This window comes from Rhodopila globiformis, from assembly GCF_002937115.1.
Lineage (GTDB): Bacteria > Pseudomonadota > Alphaproteobacteria > Acetobacterales > Acetobacteraceae > Rhodopila > Rhodopila globiformis.
In genome coordinates, this window is sequence record NZ_NHRY01000139.1 from 1 (window position 1) to 24,674 (window position 24,674).

The following is a 24,674-nucleotide window of genomic DNA, read 5'->3' on the forward strand; positions in this document are numbered from 1 at the left end:
AAATTCACACATCGTGCGAACGATCGTCCGATGGTCTTCAAAGTCGGGTTTTTGCGGCTCATTACGATACAATCGGAGCACCAGATCGGGCGACGGCGCATCCAACCGTCTTTTATCGACGCTAGTGCGGAATTGTTTCCATGATCTGTGAACCTGATAGGGACACGCCCGGCCATGACGATGGGGAGACGACCTGGCTCCGCCCTGCCGTTGGCGCCTGCGGGTCCGCATTTTCATGGGAGGAGGAAGTGGATATTGCGCTTCGCGCGAAGCGCCTGAAATCATCGAACGCCGCCACGGGGGCGACCGTGTTGCGGGCGCCCCGGGCGACTCCGTGAAACTCCGTGTTCGCTTGATTGCCGTCGGTGAAACCGGCACAGGCCGTGGCAGTATGAGGCATGGCTGCAGTGGACCGTTTCCGAAATCAGTGCATCCCGTAGGGCGTGTCCCGGCCATGACGGGGCGGCAACGGCTGCGGCGGATCTCTCCGAGATCTGTGCATGCTGCGGTAGGGCTTGTCCCTACGCAATGCACACATCCTGGAAACGAGTCGGAAATGACCGTAAAATCAAGTGCTTGCCTGGGCGCCAAGAGCGTTCCCCCATCGTCATGGCCCGGCTTGTCCGGGCCACCTGTCGCGGCACAAGTGCTGGAATAGGTGGCCCGGACAAGCCGGGCCATGACGAAAGGGAAACGCAGCGGCGGACCGTTTCCGAGATGTGTGCATCCCGTAGGGGCTTGTCCGGGCCATGACGTGGTGGGGGTGGCCCGCCGGCTGCGGTGGATCGGTTATTCCGGCTCCGGCCTTTGGCAAGATCGGGCCGATACCGATACGATGACATGGCGACCCGGTATTTGCAGCAATACGCGTGGGAGACTGGACAAGCCTTGGGACATGCTCCTTGATACCAACGACAGCGGCAATGACGGACATCCTTTCAGTCCCAATGTAACTACCTGGTCCGGTGCAGCACGGATCCGCCGCCATCCGCACTTGTGAAGACCTGCTTGCCGCGACCGGGGAGGATATCGCGAGGACGAACGCGAAAGTATGATATCAGGCCACGCACAAGAATTGGAGAGGCAGGCACTATGGTGAAATTCACGTTCGATGCGGCATTTGAACGAAACGTCGGCTGGCTGACGGAAGCCGAGCAGCTTGCCCTGCGCGGCATGCGCATCGCGCTCGCCGGCATGGGCGGCGTCGGTGGCGTCCACATGATCACCCTCGCGCGGCTGGGCATCGGCGCTTTCAACACCGCCGACTTCGACCGGTTCGACATCCCCAACTTCAACCGCCAGTACGGCTGCAACGTCAACACCCTCGGTCTCGTCAAGGGCGAGGTCATGGAGGAAATGGCGCTGGCGGTGAACCCGGAGCTGCGCATCCGCCGCTTCGATGACGGCGTCACCGACGAGAACCTCGAGCAGTTCCTCGACGGCGTCGACCTGTTCGTCGACGGCTTCGACTTCAATGTCATCGAGATGCGGCGCAAGACCTATCGGCGCTGCCGCGAGCTGGGCATTCCCGTCGTCTGCGCCGGGCCGATGGGCATGAGCGTGTCGCTGCTGGCCTTCGACCCCAAAGGCATGAGCTTCGACGAATATTTCGGCATGGAGGGCGCCAGCGAATACGAGCAAGCCATCCGCTTCATGACCGGCCTGGTGCCCAAGCCGTTGCCCGCCTCCTACCTCTCCGACCCCATGCGGCTCAATCTCGTGGCCAAGACGGCCACCTCGGTCGGCGCAGCGTGCCAGCTCTGCGCCGGCGCCGCCGCCATCACCGCGCTGAAGTTCCTGCTGCGCCGCGGTGAGATCAAGCCGGTGCCGTACGCGTTCCAGTATGATGTCTTCAGCAACCGCCTTGCGGTGACGAAGGTGCGCGGCGGCCTCAACGGCGCGCGGTGGCGCCGCAAGATGGCGCGGATGGTGCCCGCGGCCATCGAGCGCATGCGGGCCATTCCGCTGCCGCCCGAGACGTTCGTTCCCGAAGGCTACCTCGACGAGGTGCTGCACGCGGCCCGCTGGGCGCCCAGCCGCAACAACGAGCAGCCCTGGCGGTTCGAGAAGCTGGGCCCGGACGAGCTTCGCATCCATGCCCGACGCACCACCGCCGGCGGCCTGTACCAGTACCGCAATGGCGAGCCGAACCTGCTGGGTATCGGCGGCCTGCTGGAATATCTGCGGATCGCCGCCTCGGCGCATGGCAGGCGGATGGCGTGGCGGATCGAGTCCGACGCCGATCCGTTGCTGATTCGTGTCGGGTTCACCGCTGACCCGAAAATGGAACCCGATCCGCTCTGCCCGTCGCTGGGCCTGCGTCACGTCGATCGCACGCGGTATCGCACGCGCGCGCTGACCGCCGGGGAACGCGAGGCGCTGGAAGCCGCGCTGGGCGAGACCCTGCGCGTCGTCTGGCTGCCTGGCCCGCGCGACCGCGAGCGCTTTGCCCGGCTCAGCCTGCGGGCCGGCACGATCCGCCTGCGCGCACCCGAAATGATGCCGGTCCACCGGCGCCGCATCGAATGGACCCTGCCGATCAGCCCGGACCGGACCCCGGCGAAGGCGCTGGGCCTCGATCCGGTCCTTACGCGGGCGTATCGCTGGGCCCTGGACAGTGAGGATCGGACCCGGTTGTTCAACCAGGTCGGCGGCGCGGCGGCGATGGCGCTGGAGACGGATTACCTGCCCGTCTTGGCGTCCGGCGCGGTGTTCGCCATCCGCTACAGCCAAGAGTCCGACTCGCCGCGAACGACCCGCGCGTTGCTGGAAACCGGCGTCAGGCTCCAGAACTTCTGGCTGACGGCGACCCGGCTGGGCCTGGCGTTGCAGCCGCTGATGGACGTGCTGACCTTCGCGCATTATGGCCAGGAGAATGCCCCGTTCACGGCTGACGCCAGGCTCCAGGCCAAGGGCCGCGACCTCGCGCGGCAAACCCGCGCCCTGTTCGGCGCCGGGGATTTCGTGTTCATGGGCCGCATCGGCGAGCCGCACTGGCGCGATGCGTATCCAAGGTCGGTGCGCAAGCCGGTGGCGGAACTGCTGACGGTGGAGCGGCAGGTGGCCTCGACTGCCGGTGCCAGCCCTGCCGTTGCGTGAATGAACCAACGTGGCGGCGCCGGCCGCCACGTTGTCGGAAGAAGCGCGGCTTTTTCGTGAAACCACCTGACGTTGTCGAGCATATCGTCCGGCCGCGGGCCTTTGGCAGCCAGGTTGGTTTCGGTATCGTCCGCCGCCCCGCGTGGCAGCGGACGGCCCCGCTGCCTGTGGCGCCCTGGGAACGATCGTGATCCCGCCTGTTGCGTTTCACAGGCGGTGACCGGATGACACGGATGTGGCGATCCTGTCCTGCGGATTGTGCCCATACTCCGCGTGCTGCACGCCGTAATACACCGCCAGGAACAGGAACACGGTCATCACGAAGGCACCGCCCGCGGTACGGCCGAGGCGAAAGGCCGTGTCCGCCTTGGCATGCAACCAGACATGCATCTGCGTCGGCCCGTGCACAAACATTGCGGCCATGGCGGTCAGGATCGGCAGGTGGCCGATCGCGTCGACCTTGCCAAAGTCGAAGACCGCCGCGATGAAAATCGTGCTCAGGCCAAGAATCGCAAGGCGCAGCAGGCCCAATCCGGTCAGCATATAGAAGGCGAAGGCGAATTCCACAAACCCGGCGAAGATCATGAAGTTCGGGGCCGTGAAGCCGAACGTCAGGTACGGCCGGGCGGCAAGCAGGGGCAAGGTCCACTGCGGGTAGGCCCACTTCTCGACCGCGCCCCACATCAGGCAGACGCATAGGGCGGCATACAGGATAGCCATCCGGTACGACCGCAGCCGCTCGGACGGGAACGACGTCAGGGCCAGATAGGCGGCCAAGCCGAGAAACACCGGATAATCGGACAGATGGAACACCCCGTATTGCGAAATGCCATAGGCATACAGCACGAGGATTCCCAGGCTGCCGACGATGCAGGTCCGCGCCGAAAGCATGCTGGCGGCGATGCCGAGCTGAAGCCACGCCACCCAGCCGTCGCTGGTATGAAGTTCCGGTGTAAGAATGATACCGCCGACGGCGAACAGTGCCATGAAGAAGGCGCCTGTCCCGCTTCGGACCAACAGTTCCTCCAGCGCCTCGTTCGCGCCGGACTCCGCCAGTGTCCAGGACCGCTTCGCCGCAAGCCGATCGGCGATGAAGCTTGCGGCCATCAGCAGGGTGAACGCGATGAAGACCAGCAGGAAGTGCTGTGTCAGCACGCCGTGGACCGGCATCGGCGGTTTCGTCACGTCATACGGGGCAAACCACTTGATATGCGCATGGGCCGGCGTCGGCACGACGCTTGCCGCGATTGCAGCCACCGAAGCCCACAGCAGAACCGCCGGCCGCACCTGGCGTCCGAGGCAGCGCAAGGCAAGTGACGGCTTCCCGGCGCGACAATGCTCCGGCGGTTCGTCCCGGAGGCCGCACGCAGCGACGGGACGATCATTGGGCCGTTTCATGGTTTTCTGATACGATATCGAATTGGTATACATGGTTGCTCACCTTTCGTATGTCCTGATAGCGCAGCACCGGGCTGCGCGGCGGGTCGTCAAGGTCGGAATTTTTCCCGATAGTAAAGACCGGCTTCCGTCAGGGCGTCCGGTGCATCGGCGTTCGTCCACACACGGGATTGATCTGAAGAAATGTCGTGATCATGGAAAGAACCAATCGCATGAGTTCCTCGGCGTGAAGTCGAGACGTTGGATCTGCCCGCAGCATATATCCAAATGTTTTCGCTGGAGATGTGAGAGGCATCACACTCCCGCTGCATCCGTCTGCAGAGGGCCTGTACAACCAGGGTGGTGTTTGCTTCCATGTCATGGCCGGGTCTGTCCACATTGGCGCTAAATCAGGGCTGGCTGTTGCCTCCTCGTCATGGCCCGGCTTGTCCGGGCCACCTGTCGCGGCACAGTGCTGGAACAGGTGGCCCGGACAAGCCGGGCCATGACGGAATGGCAAGCATCGTGCCGCCGCCACGCTATTTTAACGCCAATGGGGCCTGCGCCCGCCATGACGATCAGGGATGGCCGCCCTTTGACCGCCTCCTTGGTAACTCTAACGCGGGTCTGTCCAGGCATCCGCGACTTTGTCGAGACAGGCAAAAGGCGCGGATGTGGATCTGTACCCGCCCGGCGCCTGGGGATTACCAAGTAACGCCAATGTCAATGCCGGTCGGTGCGGCCTATGAAATACTGCGTTGACATCCCGTGGTGCCAGGCCTGCAATTCTGCACGATTGTCATACAAACCATGATGCGTCCGATACAAGCCGGCCAAATGGCCAACGCGCGCGCGACCGGGACACGGCCGGGACATATCCATAAAGTTACGACAGGCAGCGGCCGCTGCAAGAAGGGGGCACCGCGGCGAAGCCCGGTTCAGGCAGGCCCGCCGCAATCAGGCGCTTGTATCCGCGTGGCGGCGGCCAGCCGGAAAACCCGCCGCCAGGCCAGTCGGCCGTTGGCAGTCCGGCGTCGGCGCGGCGGCCTGGAAACCGCGCCTCCCGTCATCGGCTCATGGTCTGCCTGATGTGTCATCCGGCCGCCGCGCCGCCACCCGGACGGACCACCTCCGGGTGTCCCGCCGGCGGCGTCAGCCGGCAATCCGCCGGCACCGTCCCGGCATAGCGGGTCCAGGTCTGCGTCTGGCCAAACAGCGGGATGCCGAGGTAGCCGCGCAACGCCAGGGCGCCCTCCGGAGTCAGCCACAGTTCCACATGATAGACGCTGCCGTTGCGCGGGTCGGTGATGTGGCCCTTCCACAGGTTCGGCGCGACCTGCCCGGCGTCGCTGATCAGCGGCAGGTGGCACTGCGACACGCCGCGGTAATCCAACGGCGTCGGGTCGGCCGGGTGGTCCAGGAAGAAGCCGGCGATGCGGGCACACAGCTTGTCGCCGCACGGCTCGACGCCGATGACGCCGTCATGATCCTGGGTCAGCCAAAGCCCGGCCATCGGCGGTACGACCGCGGCGGCCGGCAGCGGCAGCAGCAGCAGCACGACAAGAAAGGCAAGCAAACGCAGCATGCGCCGTAACATAAGGCGTCAGGCGCCGCCGCGCAGCCCGGCGCTGTCGATGAACCCGACCCCCAGCCCCGCCAGGCGGTCGCGCGCCTCGTCGATGGTGGTGCGGCCCTCGGCCACCGGCAGGCCGATGCCGCGGCAGGCGTCCTCGATCACGAACACCGTGAAGCCGAGCCGGGCGGCATCCTCGGCCGACCAGGCGACGCAGAAATCGGTGGCGAGGCCGCACAGGAACAGCCGCGTGAAGCCGCGCTGCCGCAGCCAGCCCTCCAGCCCCGTCGGCGTGGCGCGGTCGTTCTCGAAGAACGCTGAGTAGCTGTCGAGCGCCGGACGGAAGCCCTTGCGGATGATCACCTCCACCCTTGCCTGATCGATGCCGGGATGAATGGCGGCGGTCGGCGTGCCGGCGACGCCGTGGTCGGGCCACAGCACCTGCCGGCCGTAGGGCAGGTCGATGGTGTCATACGGCTGCCGGCCGGGATGGGAGCCGGCGAACGACGCATGACCCGGCGGATGCCAGTCCTGCGTCGCAAAGGCGTGGTCGAAGCGGGTGAGCAGCCGGTTGACGACCGGGACGATCTCGTCACCCCGGGCCACCGCGAGTTCACCGCCCGGCATGAACGTCGGCTGTATGTCGATCAGCCCAAGAATGTCGGTGACAGAATCGATTTGCATATGCACTCTCCCTGTGCAGATCCGGCTGGCCGGGATGGTAACCTTCCACTGGGCCAATGACGGTGCGGCGACCACCATGGGCCCGGCGACGCGGCAGGAAACCGTGCGGCTTTCGTTCCTGTCCAATATCCATGAGCCGCCGGTGCGGCGCAACCGCACGCGGAATCCGGCGTCGGCGACCGGCCAGCCGGCGATCACCAGCCGGTGAGGGTGGCCGGGGCGACTGGCGGCATGGACCCGGCTGATCCGGCCCGGCCGGGGTGGGTTCGATGTTTCCGGTGCTGTGATATTGTATCACGGCGCGACAGCGACACATCAGGCTGTTGGCGAGATGGAGTGCGTCATGACTGTGGGATCGACTGCAACGCAACGCCTGTTCGGTGGAACGGCCGCATCAGTCGCGGCTCTGGCTGTGGCTACGGCTCTCGCGGGGTGTCAACAAAATCCGTCGCAGATGCTGGCCAGCAGGCAGAACGCCGCCATGCAGGCGGCCGTGAACCGCGGCCGGTTCGAACTGGATTGCCCGACCGCGACCGGTACCGTGCTATCGAGCAGTCCGTTGCAGAGTTCGCCGTTTTCCGGCTACGACCAGGCGGCGTACAGCATCGGCATCTCGGGCTGCGGGCACCGCATTGTCTACGTCAGCGTATGCCAGGCCGGCACGGGCGGCTGCTTCGCGGAAACAGCCGACAATCCGGCGGTGATGCCGCGCGCGCCGGGCGGTTGAGGGGCGCGCCGGATTCCATCTCCATGCGGGCCACGGCCGATCCCGGGGAACCAGCGACGGGCCGAACCGCATCCCCGGTCAGTTGCAGACGCGCCGGCCGTTGACGTAGGCGCATCCCGGTGCCAGCGCCTTCGTCGCACGGTTGCCGCGCGCGCCCTGGACGCTGGTGCCGGGCGCGACCTGGTTCGAACGGTACGGCTGCGCGGTGTGAACCTGGCCGGTGTTCTTGTTGTACATCGCGGCTCCGTTCGGGCCGACGCAGCCGGATCGGTTGGCCGTCGAGCCGCACTCGGCGGCATTGGCCTGCTGCACAGCGAACAGCAGAAACAGAGCGGTGATGATGCGCGCCATATGCTACCTGCCAGATGAATGTTTCAACGATGAGCCGGACGTCTTCGGGGCCTTCGGCGGCCCGGCTCCGCCCGTCGCCGTGGGCCGCCGCGGTGCTGCATGAGCATCCATGCTGCTCCGGGGCGGCCACAGGCCAGGGTGACGCCGGCTACCTGCGCCAGCCCCACCGCAGCATGGGCGGGGCAGGGCGCACTATGCGATTTCGGTGGCGCCGGTATGAGCGCAAAACCGTGATGGCTCCGCCACGCCCCTGGACTCATGCCATCCGGCATTGGGAGTGACCGTTTCGCCCCCTCGGCATGGCCCGGACGAGCCGCATTGGCGTTAAAATAGGGCTGGCTGTTGCCTCCTCGTCATGGCCCGGCTTGTCCCTACGCAATGCACACATCCTGGAAACGAGTGGGAAATGACTGTAAAATCAAGTGCTTGCCTGGGCGCCAAGAGCGTTCCCCCATCGTCATGGCCCGGCTTGTCCGGGCCACCTGTCGCGGCACAAGTGCTGGAATAGGTGGCCCGGACAAGCCGGGCCATGACGAAAGGGAAACGCAGCGGCGGACCGTTTCCGAGATGTGTGCATCCCGTAGGGCTTGTCCGGGCCACCTGTCGCGGCACAGTGCTGGAATAGGTGGCCCGGACAAGCCGGGCCATGACGGAATGGCAAGCGTCGTGCCGCCGCCACGCTATTTCAACGCCAATGCGGGACGAGCCGGCCATGACCGCGAGGCACCGGTGGCTGACGGTCGAACTCCGTGCCGGTTGGTATTATACGGCACCCGGGAAACCCTGGCCGTCTTCCCGCGACTGTTGATGCGGCCTGCGCTGGCCTGAGGAGTGACGAAACCGGCAAAGTTTCCCGGGAACCGTATTACACCTCGATCCCCAGCAGCGGCGCGTGCTGCTGCGCGCCATACACATCGCAATCTCCCGGATCGCCCGCCATGATCCCGCGTGGCAGCACGATCTTGATCGCCCGGCCGGCGGGGTAGGGGATGACCCGCACGTCCTCCGCCGGCACGCGATACAGCCGTCCGATGGCGTCCGCTCCCAGCGCCGGCGACCGCACGACGCGTTGGTAATCCGCCTCCGACCCGAACATGATATCCAGGGTCAGCCGCCGTGGCCCGGCGTTCTTGCTGCGGATCACCCGGGCGAGGTCGGACAGCCTCATGGCCGGTGCAGCTCCGCCCGCGGCCGCGTCACCGTGCGCCGTCCGTTCTTGAATACCGCCAGCGGGCCGCGCACCTCCGCCACCGCCTGTTCCGGAGTCCGCGCGTCCATCACCACGATGTCGGCCGGATTGCCGATGGCGATGCCGTAGTCGCGCAGGTTCATCAGCATGGCCGGGCGTTCCGTGACCATATAGAAACACTCCCGCAGCCGCCGCGCGCCGCTGATCTGGCAGACGTTCGCCTGCAGGTTGGCCATGCGGACGAGGTTGCCGTCGCCGAACGGCGTGAACGGATTGAGGATATTGTTGCTGGCGATCGAGCAGTTGACGCCGTGCTCCACCAGCACGTTGGCGTCGGCGACGCCGCGGCGGACGCTGTGGTCCTGGTCGCGGCCCATCATGTACAGGTCCGTGGCCGGCAGCACCGTCACCGCCACGCCGGCGTCGGCCATCTGACCGGCCAGTGCGGCCAGGTCCGCCGGTGGCAAGGTGGCATACTTGCAGCCGTGGCCGATGGCGACGCGCCCGCCCAGCTTGTGCTCCCGCGTCAGCGCGCAGACCTGGTGGATGTCCATGTCGGCCGGGCTGTTGCCGGAATCCAGGTGCATGTCGATGTCGCAGTCGAATTCCCGCGCCAGTTCGAAGATGCGGCGGATCTGCCCCGCCTTGTCGGGGTCGTAGTTCGGCGCCGCGCCGATGACCCTGACGCCGCGCTTCAGCGCCTCGACCAGCAGTTCGCCGGCGCGTGGGTTGTTGGTCAGCCCCTCCTGCGGGAAGACGCAGAATTCGATGTCGATCGCCCAGGCGTAGTCGTCACGCAATTTGGTCAGCGCGTCGAGGCTGCGCATCTCCACGCCGGCGTCGAGTTCGACATGCGTGCGCATCCGTGTCGTGCCGTGCCTGAGGCAGGCTTCGAGCGTCTGGCGGGCGCGGTGGTACACATCCTCCTCGGTGAACGTGGGCTTGACGGCGGCGACGCGTGGCACGGCATTGACGTTGCGACCGTCCTCCGGCGGACAGCGGTCGATGATGCGGGTCTTGTCGAGGTGGATGTGGGTTTCGACCAGGCCGGCGCAGACCAGGTGGCCCTCGGCGTCGTGCACCGGCGCGTTGGCCAGCAGGTTGTTCTCGATGGCGATGATCTGGCCGCCGCGGACGCCGATGTCGACGGGCGGATGGTCCGGGGCTCCGAGCAGGCGCGCGTTGCGGATGATCAGGTCCATGCTGTTCCCTGTGATCGGGCCGGCCCATAGCTTGGCAATGGGGAACCTGCCAGCGGGACGCGGCGCGTGTAAAGGCTGCGGCGCCTCTGCTGTGAAAATGTGGACTTCCAGGCGCGGTGGCTGCGCGGAGCGAGGTCATCTCCTCTCGTCGCGGCCGGGCGTGTCCCATACGTATCAGGTCAGGATAAGCGGACCGGCGGAGCAAGGGCTTCTCCCTATCGTCATGGCCGGGCGTGTCCCGGCCATCCACCCCGCACTGTCGAAGCGCAGATGGCCGGGACACGCCCGGCCATGACGGTGAGAGAACGGCCGCAGCGCCAAATCCTTCTCCAGCCGTCGTCTTATCCAGACACGCCCAGCGCCCCGGACGCGGCCGGAAAACGGCGTCTCCGCCTGGGTTTGTTCAACGGGTGACGCGATCCCGGCGGCGGAATCCGGCCGAAGCCTCACACCTGGCTACTGACGAGTAGCGGCTTTGCAACAAACGCATGGCCCCGGGACTGGCTTTTATATCATAACGCGCCTTATAATCAGGTGAACTACAGGATGTTCCCGTGCACGAATTTCACCGCGACCTGCTCTTTCTGCTGCATGACGTCGCCCGCCTGCTGCGCGTCGAGGCCGACAAGCGCGCCCGGGTGAACGGCATGACCCGCGCGCAGTGGGCGATCCTGATCTGGCTGGAACGCCAGCCCGGCATCTCGCAAAAGGAACTGTCCGAGATCCTGGAAGTCGAGCCGATCACCGTCGCCCGCCTGATCGATCGGCTGGAGGGACGCGGCATGGTCGAGCGCCGCCCGGACCCGCGTGATCGCCGCATCTGGCGGCTGCACCTGCTGCCGCCGGCCCACGACGTCCTGCACGAAATCGACGAGCAGCGCACCGACATGACGCGCATCGTCACCATCGGCCTCAGCGAAGCGTCCATCGAAACCATGACCGAAGCCCTGCTGCGGATGAAAGCCACCCTGACCCAGGAGTCCCACGCCGCACGACGGGCCGCGGAGGCTCGCATGACCGCCGCGCCTGACAGCGTGTCGCCGGAGGCTGTGTGATGTCCGACGCCGCCGTCTCCGGTCCGCGCGTCGGCCAGCGCGTCACCGAGGCCCCGTCGCGCCGCCGCCTCGCCCGCGGCGCGCTGCGTCCGGTGCTGATGCTGGGCGGCATCCTGGCCGTCGCCGTGGCCTCATTGGGCTGGTGGATCACCGGCGGGCGCTATGTCTCGATCGATGACGCCTATGTCCGCGCCGCCAAGGAGGCGATCGCCACCGATGTCTCCGGCATCGTCGCCGCGGTGCCGGTGCACGAGGGCCAGTACGTGAAGAAGGGCGACGTGCTGCTGCGCCTGGATACCAGGCCGTTCGAGATCGCTCTCGCCGGCGCCAAGGCCGCCCGCGACAGTATGGTCTCGACGCTGAATGCCCAGAAGCTCGACTACAAGCGCATGCTGCGCGAGGTCGACGTCAAGCAGGCGCAGATGGACTCCGACCAGGCCGACTACAACCGCTATGCCGGGCTGGTGAAGAGCGGCGGCGTCACCCGCGCCGAGTATGACAACGCCCGCTTCCGGTTGATGGCCGACCAGCAGGCGATCGAGGCGCTGAAGGTCACCGCCGCGGTGCAGCTTGCCCGCCTGGGTGGCGACCCCAACGTCGATGTGCGCACCATGTCGGACTACCGGCAGGCCGAGGCCAGGGTGGACGAGGCGCAGCGGGAACTCAACCATGCGGTGATCTACGCCCCGTATGACGGCATCGTCACCCAGGTCGATACCGTGCAGCCGGGCATGTACCTGGGCGCTTCCACCGCCGCCTTCGGCCTGGTCTCGACCGAGCGCGTCTGGATCGAGGCCAACCCGAAGGAGACCGAACTGACCTATGTCAAGCCCGGCGACCCGGTCGACGTCAGCGTCGATACCTATCCGGGCCTGACCTGGAAGGCCGAGGTGGAATCGATCGCGCCGAACAGCGGATCGGAGTTTTCCGTGCTGCCGGCGCAGAACACCTCCGGCAACTGGGTCAAGGTGGTGCAGCGCATCCCGGTCCGCATCAAGGTGACGCGCAAGCCGGGCGACCCGGAGCTGCGCGCCGGCATGAGCGTGATCACGGATATCGATACCGGCCACCGCCGGACGTGGCACGACCTGTTCTAGGGCTCTCGAAAATATCCCGTTGGGATTTCAAGCGGGAATCCGATGATCAGCGCGACAGGTGGGAACGGGCTGTGTGGTGGCAGCGTTGAGGAAGTCGTTGTCAAGACTACGCGCTGCGCGTAGTTTATGGCGGTGGAATTTGAATGGGACCCAGCCAGGAGCGAGACGACGTACCAGACGCGGGGATTCGACTTCGCTTATGCCAGCCGCATCTTCGATACCGCCCTGGTCGTTGCCGAGGATACGCGCGCTGACCACGGCGAGATCCGCATGAAGGCGATTGGCCAGATTGGCTCTGACGTTCTCGTTGTCATTTATACCCTGCGCGGCGACGCCATCCGGATCATCCCGGCCCGCCGGGCAAACAAGAAGGAGCGCGCCCAATGGCTGTCACGCGCATGACCACAGAGCAGATCAAGGCCGGCGGCGGCGGGCGCGTGGACCGTGCCCGGCTCGACGCCACCACCGAGGACGACATCCGTCGGCATATGATGGAGGACGGCGAGGATCCGGATGCGGAATCGCGCTTCGTCGCGCCCATCCTGGCCCAGGACGTTCGCCGGAAGCTTGGCCTGACACAGGTCGCCTTTGCCGCTCTGCTGAACATCCCGGTCGCCACCTTGCGCAACTGGGAACAGAACCGCTTCACCATGGACCCCGCTGCGCAGACCCTGCTGCGGCTGATCGACCGCGAACCCGAGGCCGCCCTGCGTGCCTTGCGCGGGCCACAGGCTGCCTGATCATGCGATTCGACCGGTTACAGCAAACCGCAGGCAGATCGGGACGCGCAGCCGTTGCCCCATCGTCATGGCGGGTGCAGGCCTGCCATCCACGCCTGTTGTCGGTTTCAGCACCGCCAGGGGTGGATCGGGTCCAAGCCGAGATAACCGGTCCGCCGGAGTCGGTGCACCGGCCCCTCCGCGTCATGGCGGCCGCAGGGCCGCCATCCACGCCTTACGGTGCTGATCGCAGCAAAAGGCGTGGATGGTGGGCCTGCGCCCACCATGACGGTTGGAGCGTCCGTGCGACAAGTGGAGCGGTTATTCTGCCTCAGGCCCGTGGCGGGCGTGCGCTCGTCATGACGATGAAGGAAAGCTGTCGCCCCGTCTTACGCCCCGTCTTACGCCCCGTCTTACGCCCCGTCTTACGCCCCTTCTCACGCTCCGTCTCAACCTGCCTGCGGCTTGCTGTCGCCGGGGTATCGGCGCGGCTTGCCACGGAAGGGGCGGGGCCCTGATGTCCCCCTCGTCCCAGGAGCCCGTGCCGCACCGGCTGATCATCACGCTGTGCACCGTCGGCGCGACGTTGATGCAGGCGTTGGACCAGACCATCGCCAACGTCGCGCTGCCCTACATGCAGGGCAGCCTGTCGGCGACCTACGACGAGATCACCTGGGTCCTGACCTCTTACATCACCGCCGCGGCGATCATGACCGCGCCGGTGGGGTGGCTGGCCGCCCGCTTCGGCCGCAAATACCTGTTCATCACCTGCCTGATCGGCTTCACCGTCACCTCCATGATGTGCGGCGCGGCGCAGTCGCTCAGCCAGATGGTGGCGTTCCGCCTGATGCAGGGCGTGTTCGGCGCGGCGCTGGTGCCGCTGTCGCAGGCCACCATGATGGACATCTACCCGATCGAGCAGCGCGGCACGGCGATGGCGATCTGGGGCGTCGGCGTCATGGTCGGGCCGATCCTGGGGCCGACGCTGGGCGGGTACTTGACGGAGATGTACAACTGGCGGTGGGTGTTCTACATCAACCTGCCGTTCGGCGTGCTGGCGACGCTCGGCCTGATGATCTTCATGCCGCGCTCGTTCGGCAACTTCAACATGCGCTTCGACTGGATCGGCTTCGCCGTGCTGGCGCTGGGCATCGGCGGGCTGCAGCTGATGCTGGACCGCGGCCAGGACCAGGACTGGTTCACCGCGCGCGAGATCATCATCGAGGCGGTGTTGGCGGGCCTTGGCTTCTACCTGTTCATCGTCCACATGGCCACCGCGAAGAAGCCGTTCATCCCGCCGGTGCTGTTCCGCGACCGCAATTTCGCCGCCGGGCTGCTGCTGATGTTCGCGACCGGGACGATCCTGGTTTCCAGTTCGTCGCTGATGGCGCCGTGGCTGCAGAACCTGGCGAACTATCCGGTGGAGACGGCCGGGCTGATCATGGCGCCGCGCGGCATCGGCACGATGGCGGCGATGCTGCTGGGCGGGCGGCTGTCGAACAAGATGGACCCGCGCATCCTGATGGCGATCGGCATCCTCGCGCTGTCCTGGTCGATGTGGGAGATGACAGGGTGGACGCCGGACGTGGCGCAATGGGAGATCATCACCACCATCGTGATCCAGGGCACCGGGCTGGGCTTCATCTTCCTGCCGCTGCAGGTGGTGGCGTTCGCCACCCTGGCGCCGCAGTACCGCACCGACGGCGCCTCGCTGTTCAGCCTGTTCCGCAACATCGGCGCCGCCATCGGCGTCTCGGCCACGTCCGCCATGCTGTCGCACAACACCCAGGTGCTGCATGAGCAGATCGGCGCGTACGTGACGCCGTTCAACCGCGCCTTGCAGGACGGCGGGGCGGTGCAGCACGCGTGGAACCCGGCGCATACGCACGGCGCGGCGGTGCTGGATGCGATGGTCAACCAGCAGGCGCAGATCATCGCCTACATCGACGACTACTGGATGATGATCTTCACCACGCTGCCGTCGCTGCTGCTGCTGGTGCTGATGCGCCGCCCGCGCCTGTCCTCGGCCCCGGCCGAAGCGGCGCACGCGGCGATGGATTGAGGCCGGGCGGAGCAACGGGTTCGCTGTCTGCGCCGGCAGACCTGCGCCGGCCGTGTAGCCTGCCGCGGCGGTAGCGCGGACCGCACGCCACAAGGTCGAAGGCCGAGTTTGTATGTTGTGTCCGGCTGGACCCGTTGCTAGATGTGAACTGAACATGGATGTGGAGGTTGCGCATAGCCGCGAACGCCATTGACCCTGGCACCGGACAGGCTGTGAAGGGATTCCTGTGCCGAATTGCCGGACGCTACGACATGGCCGGGGCAATCCTCTACGGCAGCCGCGCGCGTGGAAACCACCAGCCCGACAGCGACGCCGACGTTGCGGTGCTGCTGCGTGGCGAACACCTGCGCCTGCTGCCCACGACGCTGGCGATGGCCGACGTGGCCTACGACGTGCTGATGGAAACCGGCATCAACATCACCCCGCTACCGATCTGGATGGATGAGTGGGAGCACCCTGAGACGCACGCGAACCCGGTGCTGCTGCGCAACATCGCCAGGGAAGGGGTGCCTTTGTGAAGGCTGAGGACCTGATGGCCAAGGCTGCCCGAGCCGCTGAGTCTGCCCGGGCGCTGCTGGACCGTGGCGACGCCGACGGCGCCTGCAACCGGGCTTATTACGCCATGTTCGACGCCGCCCGGGCCGCGCTGCTGGCCGTTGGCCACGGGTTGGCAAAACTCACCGTGGCGTGCTCAACGCCTTCAACGAGCGTCTGGTGAAGGGCGGCGCAGTGTCCAGAGACGCGGGACGGCTGCTCAAGCACGCTGAAGCTTTCCGGTACGTAGCCGACTACAGCGACAACGCCGTGGAATTCGCCGATGCCCGGGAAATTGTCGCGCAGGCCGAGATGTTTGTTGCAAACTTGCAGTCATTGCTTAATCGTAACGATCCGGACACAGAGCAATCTTCCGGGATGACGGCATGATGGACTGAAAGCCAATGCAGATTAACCGCTTTACTTGTCGCACGGACGCTTCAACCGTCATGGCCGGCCTGCTCCGCAGGTGCGTTAAAATAGCGGCGGCCGTTGCTGAATCGTCATACCGGGCGCAGGCCCGGCATCCACGCCTTTCTGCGGCTTCAATACCGCAAGGCGTGGATGGCGGCCCTTCGGCCGCCATGACGATAGAGCAGTCGCGCCGCCTGTGCCCTGTTTTAACGCCGATGCGGCCTGCGCCGGCCATGACGCGGATGGGCCGGTGCGCCGGCTCCGGCGGATCGGTTATTTCGGCCTGGACCCTTGCGCAAGAGTGTGTCCGCCCCCGATTCGCCGGCGCGACACAGCAGCAACCGGTGCCGGCATGAGCCGCGATCAGCAACGCCTGGCCTCGCGCATTGCCTGGGCGGCGATCGGCGTCAACGTCGCCCTCAGCGCGTTGAACCTGGTTATCGCCGCCGCGTCGGGCAGCCTGGCCATCACCGCCGAGATGGTCCACAACGTGGTCGACCTGGCCGGTTCGGCCGCCGTTCTCGTCGGCGTCAAGCTATCCGAGCGCAAGAGCCGCGACTTCCCCTACGGACTCTACAAAGTGGAGAACGTGGTCGCCGTTGTGCTGTCCCTGCTGGTGTTCCTGACCGGCTACGAGATTGCCAGGGATGCGGTGCTGGCCGACATCGCCCCCGTGCGGGTCAGTGGCCCGATCCTGGGCGGTGTGGTCCTGTCCGCGGCGCTGCCCTTCGCGTTCAGCCTTTACGTGATGTCGGTGGGACGGCAGCTCAATTCGCCGAGCCTGATCGCCGTGGCGCAGGAGTATCGCACCCATGTCCTGACCTCGGGCATGGTCCTGCTGTCCTTGCTGGGGCACCTGGCGGGCGTGCCGCTGGATCGCTATGCCGCGTTGTTCATTGTCGTGTTCATCGGCAAGACCGGCTGGGAACTGCTCTCGGGCGCGATGCAGGTCCTGCTGGATGCCTCGCTGGACGCGGACACGCTCAACCGGGTGCGGGGGATCATCGAGGCCGATCCGGCGGTCAGCGAAGTGCGTTCGCTGGTGGGGCGCAACGCGGGGCGCTACCGGTTCCTCGAGGCCGAGGTGGCCCTGCGCGTGACGGACCTGAAGAAGGCGCATGACGTCAGCGATCGCCTCGAACGGGCCGTGCGCGCCCGGGTGGCGAATGTCGAGCGGGTGATGCTCCATTATGAGCCGCGGCCGCGGTGCCATCTGTGCGTGGCGGTGCCGCTGGCCAGCCCGGCGGGCACCCTCAGCGACCATTTCGGTGAAGCGCCCTGCTTCGGATTGGTCACGCTGCGCACCGCCGATGGCCGGGTGGAGCGCCAGGAGGTGCTGGCCAATCCCCATCTGGACCAGGAAAAGGCACGGGGCATCCACGTGGCCGAGTGGCTGGTGAGCCTGAAGGCCGATACGGTCCTGCTGCGCAAGGACATGCACGGCCAGGGCCCGGCCTATGTGCTTGCCGATGCCGGCACGCAAATGCGAGTCACGCACGCCGTCACCCTGGACCAGGCTCTGGCGGACCTGGGCGGGGAGGTCGCCGTGGGAGACTTCCTGGAAACCTCTGGTTCCACACCGGTTTGAGAGCCTTATGGGGAGCGGCTTGCCATCTGGCTGGACATTGGCGCCGTGTGGTGTTCGTGGATGATTGAGTCCGGGGGGCTCTTGTTCCGGCATGGCGGCGGTCTGGCGTGGTGCCTTTCCGGCGGGGACAGCGTGGTTGAGGGCGTATTTTTGATCGCACAGAGAAAGAACTGAGGGCTGCTGAGGGCCTCGGAGGATCAGGGGGACGTTGCGCGGGGTGGAGTGGTTGTTGCTGGCGTGTTGGCTTCGCCATGGCGGCGGACGGGCCGGTGCCGCACGCCCGTCACCGTCGGTGCTCCCCCGGCCGAGACGCAGGCATGGCCTGTCCATCGGCGCTCGGATCATCGGCCGCCGCTGAAATCAGACTATTTTGGCATGTTACGGATTTTGCTGTTACGAGCGGCTTTGAATGGCCTGGCGGCGGGATTCCTCGGCGGCGCGGTAGAGGTACCAGGTCGCCGTTGACCGGTGCGGTGCCCAGGCAAGGCCGATCTCCGCCAGCAGCTTGGGCCTTGGCTGGGTTTCCAGGCCGTACAGGACACGGTAGCCCTCGCGGACGCCGAAATCGTCCACCGGCAGCACGTCGGGACGGCCCAGGGTGAAGATCAGCAGCATTTCCACAGTCCAGCGGCCGACGCCACGGATGGTGGTCAGCCGCGCGATCAGGGCCTCGTCGCTCAGGCGGGCCGATTCGCGCCGGCTTGGTACCGTGCCGTCGAGCGCCTTCGCGCAGATGTCGCGGATCGCCGCGATCTTGCCGGCGGAGAAGCCGCAGCCGCGCAGGGCCACATCCGCGGTTGCCAGCACGGTGGCGGGTTCGGGGAAGGCATCGCCGGGGAACAGGGCGGCGAAGCGGGCCAGGATCGCCTCGGCGGCGCGGCCGTGCAGTTGCTGGTGGGCGATGGCCCGCACCAGCGCCTCATACAGGCTGCGCTGGCGCTGGATGGCCAGGGCGGGCGGGCCGACGCGATGGATCAGCGCGGCGAAGCACGGGTCCGTGGTCAGGTGCCGTACGGCGGCGCCTCCTGTCACACGCCGGCGCAGTGGGCTCGGTTTGGCAATGACGGCCGGGGTCGCTTCCATCGCGCGTTCTTATGCGCTACCCCAGTCGCGGTGCAACCGGAGGCACGCTTGGACACGCACCGTCCCCTGCCGGAGGACTCCGCCTGCGACACGCCCGCGGCGCGGCGGACGGCTGGCCTGTTGGGCATCGCCATCACCCTGCTGCTGCTGGTCATCGGCCTGTTCCCGGTGCGGCACCTGCGCGCCGCCGCAGCGATCGAGGACTGCCTGATGGCTGGGCGCACCAATTGTAACACTCTGATGACCGTGGCGCATTGACCCGTCCGGCCCGTGGCGCCACCGTGTGCCACGATCATGGCTACGACCGGAGGGGACATGCGTATAGCCGATATGGACTGGCGTATGGTGGAGGACTGGGTCCGCCACGACGACCGCTGCGTCCTGCCGCTGGGCAGCACCGAGCAGCACGCGGGCCTGTCGCTCGCCACCGACGCCATCCTCGCGGAGCGGATCGCCACCGAGGCGGCGGAACCCCTGAACATTCCGGTCTTTCCGGTGGTGCCGTTCGGCCTGGCGCCGTATTTCAGCGGCTTCCCCGGCACGGTCACGCTGCGCGTCGCCACCTTCGCCGCGCTGGTCCGCGACGTCCTCGACAGCCTGAAGGGCAGCGGCTTCCGCCGGATCATGATCGTCAACGGCCATGGCGGCAACCAGCCGGTCGGCGCCATCGCGCAGGAATGGATGATGGACCATCCGGATGCGCGGGTGCGGGTGCACGACTGGTGGCGGGGCCCGCTGACGCTGGCGGCGGTGCAGCGAATCGACCCGGTCGCCGGCCACGCCGGCTGGATGGAGAACTACCCCTGGACCCGCCTGGCCGATCGGCCGCCGGAGGAGGGCGGGAAGGCGGTGGTCGACGTCGACCGGATGCGCACCCTGCCGCCGTTCGAGGTGCGGCTGCTGCTGGACGACGGCAGCTACGGCGGCCGCCTGCAGCGCGACGATTCCGAGATGCTGGAACTCTGGGACGTCGCGGTGCAGGAAACCCGCTCCCTGCTGGAGGAATGGTAGCCATCCGCCGGCGGGACTGAGCCGCGATCGCCCGCGGCGCCGCCCGCACGTGTCTTTTCCTTGTTGGGCAGTCAGGTTTCCGGCTATGCAATCTTCCCCGCCGGCGTCGTGCCGGCGGTCGCCGGGCCGTGAACTGCGCGCAGAACCGCAGCCGTGACCTGGCCGGGGGAACGTTCTGGGAAGGCGGTTTGGCATGAGTGCAAGCGCGATCCAGCCGGGCGTGGCGATGCGTCCGATGACGCGGGATGAAAAGAAGGTCATCATCGCGTCCTCGCTGGGCACGGTTTTCGAGTGGTACGACTTCTACCTGTACGGCTCGCTCGCGGTGGTGATCGGGGCGAACTTCTTCGGCCAGTTCGACGAGGTCACGCGCAACATCTTCGCGCTGCTGGCGTTCGCCGCCGGCTTCGTGGTGCGGCCCATCGGCGCCCTGGTGTTCGGCCGGCTGGGCGACCTCGCGGGGCGGAAATATACCTTCCTGGTAACGATCCTGATCATGGGATCGTCAACCTTCCTGGTTGGCGTCATTCCAACGTCGAACAGCATCGGCATGGGCGCGGCGGTCCTGCTGATCGGCCTGCGCGTCCTGCAGGGCCTGGCGCTGGGCGGCGAGTACGGCGGAGCGGCGACCTACGTGGCCGAGCATGCGCCGCAGGATCGCCGCGGGTTCTACACAAGCTGGATCCAGACCACCGCGACGATGGGCCTGTTCCTGTCGCTGCTGGTGATCCTGACCACGCAATCCTTCCTGTCCGATGCCAGCTTCCGCGCCTGGGGCTGGCGCATCCCGTTCCTGGTTTCGATCGTGCTGCTGGCGATTTCGGTGTGGATCCGCATGCGGCTGGGCGAGAGCCCGGCGTTCCTGCGGATGAAGACCGAGGACAAGCGTTCGCGGGCGCCGCTGCATGACGCGTTCTTCCAGTGGGAGCACGCGAAATGGGCGATCCTGGCGCTGTTCGGGCTGATCGCGGGGCAGGCGGTGATCTGGTACTGCGGGCAGTTCTACGCGCTGTTCTTCCTGACCTCGGTGCTGAAGGTCGATGCTTTCACCGGCAACCTTCTGGTCGCCTGGGCGCTGGCCGCGGGCGTGGGCGGCTTCATCCTGTTCGGCTGGCTGTCCGACCGCATCGGCCGCAAGCCGCTGATCCTGGGCGGCTGCCTGCTGGCGGCGCTGACCTATTTCCCGGCGTTCAAAATGATCGCCAACCTGGCGAACCCGGCGCTGGCGCAGGCGCAGCAGGGCGTGCACGTGGTGCTGGCGGCGGACCCGGCGGAGTGCTCGTACCAGTTCAATCCGACGGGCCTGGCGCGATACAGCAGCTCCTGCGATCGGGCGAAGGCGGCGCTGGCGGGGAATTCGGTGGTGTACTCGCAGGAGAAGGCGGCGCCCGGCACGCCGGCGTCGATCCGTATCGGCAACAAGACGATCGACCCGAAGGCGCCGGGCTTTGCGCAGGACCTGGCCGCGGCGCTGGCGGCGGTCGGTTATCCCGCGGCGGCCAATCCATCGGTGGTGCGGCTGGCGCATCCGTGGGACATTTTCCGGCCGCAGCCGTTCAAGCTGGTGGTGGTGCTGGCGTACCTGGTGATACTCGTTACGATGGTCTACGGGCCGGTCGCCGCGGCGCTGGTGGAGCTGTTCCCGACGCGGATCCGCTATACCTCGATGTCGTTGCCGTATCACATCGGCAACGGCTGGTTCGGCGGGCTGTTGCCGGCGGTGATGTTCGCGATGAACGCGTGGAGCGGCAGCATCTATTTCGGGCTGTGGTACCCGGTGGTGGTGGCCGCGGCGACGGCGATCGTCGGGTTGCTGTTGGTGCCGGAAACGAACCGGCGGGATATTTTCGAGGGGGATCTTTCGTTTCATCCGCAGGACCGGTTCGTGGAGTTCGATCCGAACGCGGCGGATTATTAGGGTATCTCTCTCACCACCATGGCCGGGCGTGTCCCTACGCAATGCACACATCCTGGAAACGAGTCGGAAATGACCGTACAATCAAGTGCTTGCCTGGGCGCCAAGAGCGTTCCACCATCGTCATGGCCCGGCTTGTCCGGGCCACCTGTCGCGGCACACGTGCTGGAATAGGTGGCCCGGACAAGCCGGGCCATGACGAAAGGGAAACGCAGCGGCGGACCGTTTCCGAGATGTGTGCATCCCGTAGGGCGTGTCCCCATGGGCGCCAACATAATCGGGAACAGGGCCTGGTCGTCTCCCTATCGTCATGGCCGGGCGTGTCCCGGCCATCTGCGCTTCAACGGTGGGGGTGGATGGCCGGGACACGCCCGGCCATGACGACAGGGCAACGGACCATGCGCCAAATCCTTCTTCAACGCTCACCCTATTCTGATAGCCCTGGGGACGCACCTGACCATGACGGTGGCATAACGGACCGATAAGCAACGGAAGGCGCCGGTTTTCCGCCATCGCGGTGCCGGCGCCGCCGGCGGCGGCTAACATCCCATGTCCACCCGGTCCATTATGAAACGATACCGCCGGGCCCCTCCGGGTCGCGCTCCCCGGTAAACCCGCTATGCTCCTCCACCGAACGACCGGGGAGCAGACACCATGACCCTCATCCAGCCAAAATCACTCCGCCGCCGCGAGGACCACCGCCTTCTCACCGGCCAGGGCAACTACGCCGCCGACTCCGCTCCGCCGGGAATGGCAACCGCCATCTTCCTCCGTTCCCCGCACGCCCACGCCCGCATCACGCACATCGATACAGCCCCCGCGCGCGGGCTGCCCGGCGTCATCGCCGTTTATACCGCTGACGATCTGACCGACGTCGCCCCGATCCCGGGCGGCATCAACTTCCCCCGTCCCGACGGCTCGCCCGCGCCTAAAACCGATCGGCCGCTGCTGGCAGCCGATCGGGTCCGTTTCGTTGGAGAACCGGTTGCGCTGGTCATCGCCGAGACCCGCGCCGATGGCCTGGAAGCGGCCGAGGCGATCGAGGTGGGCTACGCCCCCCTGCCGCTCGTTGCGGAACCGGCGGCCGCGCTGGCCCTGGGCGCGCCGGCGGTGTGGGACGACGTGCCGGACAATATCGGCTTCCTGTGGCAGCGCGGCGACGCCGACGGCGCGAACGCGGCGCTTGCGGCCTCGGCGCATGTCACGCAGCTCGACTTCACCGTCTCCCGCGTCACCGCCAATTCGATGGAGCCGCGCGGCGCCTGGGCCTGCGTCGCACCGGACGGGCGGCTGGAGCTGCATGCCTCGCACCAGTCGCCGTTCGCCTTGCGCAACGCCATGGCGAGCGCGAATTTCCAGGTCCCGCCGACGGATATCCGCGTCATTCCCGGCGATGTCGGCGGCTCCTTCGGCATGAAGTCGGGGGTGCACCTGGAATCCGTCCTCGTCGCCTGGGCGGCGCGGCGGCTGAACCGGCCGGTGCGCTGGATCGCCGATCGGACCGAGGGGTTCCTGACTGATGAACAGGCGCGGGAGATGCGGGTCAGCGCCGCGCTCGGCCTCGACGCCGACGGCCGCTTCACCGCGCTGCGGCTGCGCTGGGACGTCAATCTCGGCGCCTATGTTTCCGGCCGCTCGGGCTGGAGCGTCGGCAATATCGGCGGCGTTGCGGGGGTGTACCAAATCCCCTTCATCGCGGCGCAGGTCTGCGGCGTGTTCACCCACACCGTGCCGACCGCGGCTTATCGCGGCGCCGGGCGGCCGGAGGCGACCTATGCCATTGAGCGCCTGATCGACGTCGCCGCGCGGGAGATCGGCCTCAGCCCGTACGAAATGCGCCGGCGCAACCTCATCCCGCCGGAGGCGATGCCGTACAAGACTGCGCTGACCTTCACCTATGACTGCGGCGAGTTCGAGGCCAACATGCAGGAAGCCGCCGCGCTCGCGGACCTCGAAACGTTCGAGCAGCGCCGGGCGGAGGCGGCGCAGCAGGGCAAACTGCGCGGCATCGGCCTGTGCAACTGCATCGAAGTCGCCGGCGGCCCGTTCCTGCGCCCGTCCAAGGACCTCGCCACGCTGCGCCTCGCCGGGGACGGCAAACTGGTGCTGCGCTCGGGCTCGATGTCGGTGGGGCAGGGGCTGGAGACGACGATGACCCAGCTGGTGGCGGATCGTTTCGGCATCCCGCTGGAACAGGTGGTGTGGGAAGGCGGCGACACCGACCTGCTGCCGGGCGGCAAGGGCAACGGCGGGTCCGGCGCGTTGTGCGTCGGCGGCTCGGCTGTTTCATTGGCAACCGACAAGGTGATCGACAAGGCCCGCCGCATCGCCGCCGATTTGCTGGAGGCCGCGGTCACCGACATCGAGCTGTCAAACGGCCGCTTCACCATTGCCGGCACCGACCGCTCCGTCGATCTCGCCACCGTCGCGCAGGCCGCAAACGACCCGACGCAGGTGCCGCCCGGCGCGGAAGCCGGCCTGGTGGAAAGCGGCGAGTTCACCCCCACGGCCGTTACTTTCCCGAACGGGACGCACATCTGCGAGGTGGAGATCGACGCCGACACCGGCGTCACCGAGATCGTCCGCTACAGCGCGGTGGAGGAGCTCGGCCGCGTGCTGAACCCGATGATCGTCTCTGGGCAGATCCATGGCGGGGTGGTGCAGGGCGTCGGCCAGGCGCTGGGCGAGATCATCCGGCACGACCCGGACTCCGGCCAGATGCTGACGGCGTCGTTCATGGACTATCAGATGCCCCGCGCCAACGACGGCCCGGATTTCCGCCTGGCGACGCGGGAGGTGCCGACGTCGGTCAACCCGCTGGGCGCCAAGGGCGTCGGCGAGGCCGGCACAGTGGGCGCGCTGGCCGCCGCGATGAACGCCGTCAACGACGCGCTGGCGCCGCTGGGCATCCGCCACCTCGACATGCCGGCGACGCCGCTGCGGGTGTGGCAGGCGATCCAGGCGGCGAAGGCCTGAACGACGCCGGTGCGCCCT

The 24,674-nt window shown here is 66.9% G+C and carries 23 protein-coding genes; 16 read left to right on the forward strand and 7 right to left on the reverse strand.

The genetic code is table 11. The features are described 5' to 3' along the window. Positions 1-1,092 precede the first annotated feature (1,092 nt). Positions 1,093-3,099, forward strand: coding sequence for a ThiF family adenylyltransferase (locus CCS01_RS13560; protein ID WP_146101739.1), 2,007 nt, complete (start codon positions 1,093-1,095; stop codon positions 3,097-3,099). A 207-nt stretch (positions 3,100-3,306) separates the two neighbouring features. Here CCS01_RS13560 and CCS01_RS13565 read toward each other — a convergent pair whose 3' ends face one another. The 3 genes from CCS01_RS13565 to pncA all read right to left on the reverse strand — a co-directional run bounded on the left by CCS01_RS13565 (position 3,307) and on the right by pncA (position 6,733). Further along, on the reverse strand, positions 3,307-4,386 hold the full coding sequence (locus tag CCS01_RS13565) for a hypothetical protein (RefSeq protein WP_146101741.1): 1,080 nt from the start codon (positions 4,384-4,386) through the stop codon (positions 3,307-3,309). A gap of 1,183 nt (positions 4,387-5,569) precedes the next feature. Next, positions 5,570-6,061: a DUF2147 domain-containing protein gene (locus CCS01_RS13570; protein ID WP_158258375.1), complete on the reverse strand. Its 492-nt coding sequence runs from the start codon at positions 6,059-6,061 to the stop codon at positions 5,570-5,572. Between the two features lie 18 nt (positions 6,062-6,079). Next, a complete protein-coding gene (pncA, locus tag CCS01_RS13575; protein ID WP_104519356.1) occupies positions 6,080-6,733 on the reverse strand; it encodes a bifunctional nicotinamidase/pyrazinamidase in 654 nt (217 codons plus the stop codon). Positions 6,734-6,767: 34 nt separating this feature from the next. Here pncA and CCS01_RS13580 point away from each other — a divergent pair, with 34 nt between their 5' ends. Continuing rightward, positions 6,768-6,941, forward strand: coding sequence for a hypothetical protein (locus CCS01_RS13580; RefSeq protein WP_158258376.1), 174 nt, complete (start codon positions 6,768-6,770; stop codon positions 6,939-6,941). A 135-nt stretch (positions 6,942-7,076) separates the two neighbouring features. Further along, entirely contained in the window at positions 7,077-7,460 is a 384-nt protein-coding gene (locus CCS01_RS13585) for a hypothetical protein (protein WP_146101743.1), read from the forward strand. 78 nt (positions 7,461-7,538) lie between these two features. Here the strand turns inward: CCS01_RS13585 and CCS01_RS13590 are convergent, their stop codons facing one another. The 3 genes from CCS01_RS13590 to CCS01_RS13600 form a co-directional block, all read right to left on the reverse strand. Then, on the reverse strand, positions 7,539-7,811 hold the full coding sequence (locus CCS01_RS13590) for a hypothetical protein (RefSeq protein WP_104519359.1): 273 nt from the start codon (positions 7,809-7,811) through the stop codon (positions 7,539-7,541). 865 nt (positions 7,812-8,676) lie between these two features. Then, on the reverse strand, positions 8,677-8,979 hold the full coding sequence (locus CCS01_RS13595) for a DUF4387 domain-containing protein (protein ID WP_104519360.1): 303 nt from the start codon (positions 8,977-8,979) through the stop codon (positions 8,677-8,679). Next, positions 8,976-10,202, reverse strand: a complete 1,227-nt coding sequence (locus CCS01_RS13600; RefSeq protein ID WP_104519361.1) for an amidohydrolase family protein — start codon at positions 10,200-10,202, stop codon at positions 8,976-8,978. The genes CCS01_RS13595 and CCS01_RS13600 overlap by 4 nt, the downstream gene beginning before the upstream one ends. 554 nt (positions 10,203-10,756) lie before the next feature. Here CCS01_RS13600 and CCS01_RS13605 point away from each other — a divergent pair. The 9 genes from CCS01_RS13605 (at position 10,757) to CCS01_RS13640 (ending at position 17,671) form a co-directional block, all read left to right on the forward strand. Continuing rightward, positions 10,757-11,257 (forward strand): MarR family winged helix-turn-helix transcriptional regulator, encoded by a 501-nt coding sequence (locus CCS01_RS13605; RefSeq protein ID WP_239992152.1) that lies wholly within the window; start codon positions 10,757-10,759, stop codon positions 11,255-11,257. Beyond that, positions 11,257-12,354, forward strand: coding sequence for an HlyD family secretion protein (locus CCS01_RS13610; protein WP_104519362.1), 1,098 nt, complete (start codon positions 11,257-11,259; stop codon positions 12,352-12,354). Before CCS01_RS13605 ends, CCS01_RS13610 begins: the two co-directional genes overlap by 1 nt. 126 nt (positions 12,355-12,480) lie before the next feature. Further along, positions 12,481-12,756: a BrnT family toxin gene (locus CCS01_RS13615; RefSeq protein WP_193540137.1), complete on the forward strand. Its 276-nt coding sequence runs from the start codon at positions 12,481-12,483 to the stop codon at positions 12,754-12,756. Further along, on the forward strand, positions 12,738-13,094 hold the full coding sequence (locus CCS01_RS13620; protein WP_104519363.1) for a helix-turn-helix domain-containing protein: 357 nt from the start codon (positions 12,738-12,740) through the stop codon (positions 13,092-13,094). The genes CCS01_RS13615 and CCS01_RS13620 overlap by 19 nt, the downstream gene beginning before the upstream one ends. A gap of 496 nt (positions 13,095-13,590) precedes the next feature. Further along, positions 13,591-15,135 (forward strand): DHA2 family efflux MFS transporter permease subunit, encoded by a 1,545-nt coding sequence (locus tag CCS01_RS13625; RefSeq protein WP_104519364.1) that lies wholly within the window; start codon positions 13,591-13,593, stop codon positions 15,133-15,135. Between the two features lie 167 nt (positions 15,136-15,302). Beyond that, on the forward strand, positions 15,303-15,653 hold the full coding sequence (locus tag CCS01_RS13630; RefSeq protein WP_204848258.1) for a nucleotidyltransferase domain-containing protein: 351 nt from the start codon (positions 15,303-15,305) through the stop codon (positions 15,651-15,653). Positions 15,654-15,667: 14 nt separating this feature from the next. Further along, positions 15,668-15,853 (forward strand): HEPN domain-containing protein, encoded by a 186-nt coding sequence (locus tag CCS01_RS34640; RefSeq protein ID WP_204848259.1) that lies wholly within the window; start codon positions 15,668-15,670, stop codon positions 15,851-15,853. Further along, a complete protein-coding gene (locus CCS01_RS34645; RefSeq protein WP_204848260.1) occupies positions 15,823-16,059 on the forward strand; it encodes a hypothetical protein in 237 nt (78 codons plus the stop codon). Before CCS01_RS34640 ends, CCS01_RS34645 begins: the two co-directional genes overlap by 31 nt. A gap of 274 nt (positions 16,060-16,333) precedes the next feature. Further along, the gene (locus CCS01_RS13640) at positions 16,334-17,671 is read left to right on the forward strand and encodes a cation diffusion facilitator family transporter (protein WP_158258377.1); all 1,338 of its coding nucleotides are present in this window, start codon (positions 16,334-16,336) and stop codon (positions 17,669-17,671) included. Between the two features lie 393 nt (positions 17,672-18,064). Here the strand turns inward: CCS01_RS13640 and CCS01_RS13645 are convergent, their stop codons facing one another. Beyond that, positions 18,065-18,754 carry a DNA-3-methyladenine glycosylase family protein gene (locus CCS01_RS13645; RefSeq protein ID WP_104519367.1) on the reverse strand — a complete coding sequence of 230 codons (690 nt, stop codon included), beginning with the start codon at positions 18,752-18,754 and terminating at the stop codon, positions 18,065-18,067. A 48-nt stretch (positions 18,755-18,802) separates the two neighbouring features. Here CCS01_RS13645 and CCS01_RS13650 point away from each other — a divergent pair, with 48 nt between their 5' ends. From CCS01_RS13650 to CCS01_RS13665, 4 genes are all read left to right on the forward strand, one after another. Further along, positions 18,803-19,012, forward strand: coding sequence for a hypothetical protein (locus tag CCS01_RS13650; protein ID WP_204848261.1), 210 nt, complete (start codon positions 18,803-18,805; stop codon positions 19,010-19,012). A gap of 57 nt (positions 19,013-19,069) precedes the next feature. Further along, positions 19,070-19,765 (forward strand): creatininase family protein, encoded by a 696-nt coding sequence (locus tag CCS01_RS13655; protein ID WP_104519368.1) that lies wholly within the window; start codon positions 19,070-19,072, stop codon positions 19,763-19,765. Positions 19,766-19,958: 193 nt separating this feature from the next. After that, positions 19,959-21,683, forward strand: coding sequence for an MFS transporter (locus tag CCS01_RS13660; protein ID WP_239992153.1), 1,725 nt, complete (start codon positions 19,959-19,961; stop codon positions 21,681-21,683). A 651-nt stretch (positions 21,684-22,334) separates the two neighbouring features. Further along, on the forward strand, positions 22,335-24,656 hold the full coding sequence (locus tag CCS01_RS13665) for a xanthine dehydrogenase family protein molybdopterin-binding subunit (protein ID WP_104519369.1): 2,322 nt from the start codon (positions 22,335-22,337) through the stop codon (positions 24,654-24,656). Positions 24,657-24,674 lie beyond the last annotated feature (18 nt).